This is a genomic window from Collinsella sp. TF11-5AC (assembly GCF_003436775.1).
In the GTDB taxonomy this organism is placed as follows: Bacteria; Actinomycetota; Coriobacteriia; order Coriobacteriales; family Coriobacteriaceae; genus Collinsella.
On sequence record NZ_QSQO01000014.1, the window covers coordinates 1 to 987 of the forward strand.

Annotated in this window: 2 pseudogenes; both read left to right on the top strand. The window is 76.3% G+C overall.

Going from position 1 to position 987, the window contains the following annotated elements:
* Positions 1-346: 346 nt before the first annotated feature.
* A pseudogene (locus DXD16_RS10490) lies at positions 347-592 on the top strand (transposase); the annotation flags it as partial.
* A gap of 116 nt (positions 593-708) precedes the next feature.
* A pseudogene (locus tag DXD16_RS10495) lies at positions 709-987 on the top strand (IS110 family transposase); the annotation flags it as partial.

A 987-nucleotide genomic window follows, 5' to 3' on the forward strand; every position in this document is an offset into this window, starting at 1 on the left:
GTCCATTACAGTCGAAATTGTCAGCCCGGGACCGTCTCGGGCTACGATTGAGGCGCGCCCAGAACGGGCCGCCGACCGGGCGCCCGCGCACGGCCGAACGTCCCTGCCCCCGAGAGGGCCCGTTGGGTGCTGCCGGCGCGGGACGCGCCGCCCCCGACGGCTGATAGGAAAGTGCCGGGCAGGTGCCGCGGCTGGTAATGTGAGTGCCGAGGGGGAGGCCATCCGGTCGAACGACTACCGGAAGGATACCACCGTGAAAGCGCCATCCACCAGGCCCGCGGCCGTGCTCGGCCTGGACGTCGGCAAGTCATCGCACTGGGCCTGCCTGATCGACCGCGACGGGGAGGTGCTGGCCAGCGCCCCCGTCCGCAACAGGGAGGCCGAGCTCGACGCGCTGTTCGCCTCCGCGCCCGCCGGCACGCTCGTCGTCGTCGACCAGTTCCGCAACATAGGGTCCCTCGCCGTGAGGCGGGCCCGCGCCGCGGGGCTGGCGGTCGCCCACCTGCCCGGGCTCGCCGCCAGCCGCGCCGCCGGGCTGTTCGCCGGCGAGGCCAAGACCGACGAGCGCGACGCCGCGGTGATCGCGCGGACCGCCCTGGGCGTGCCGGACTCCCTGTCGGGGGTCCCGGGCCGCGGCGAGGCCCTCGAGGCCGCGGTCGACCTGTCGGACCGGCGGTGGCTGGAGCTGCTCGCCGGGTTCGGCGGGGCGTGGGGGATCGCCCGCTCGGGGGCCGGGGGCCGCGGGCCGAGGCCGCCGGGGAGGCCGCGGCCGCCTCCACCGCGCCCCCGCCGGCGCTCGTCGAGGCCGAGAACAGGCAGGTCAGGTTCCTGGCCGCCCGGATATCGGAGGCCCTCGACGAGGCCGGGGCCCTCGAGGCCGAGACGGCGGCGCTGCTCGAGGGCGACGAGACCTACGCGTGCCTGCTCACCGTGCCCGGCATCGGCCCGAGGACCGCGGCGCAGCTCGCGGTGTCGGTCGACATCGCG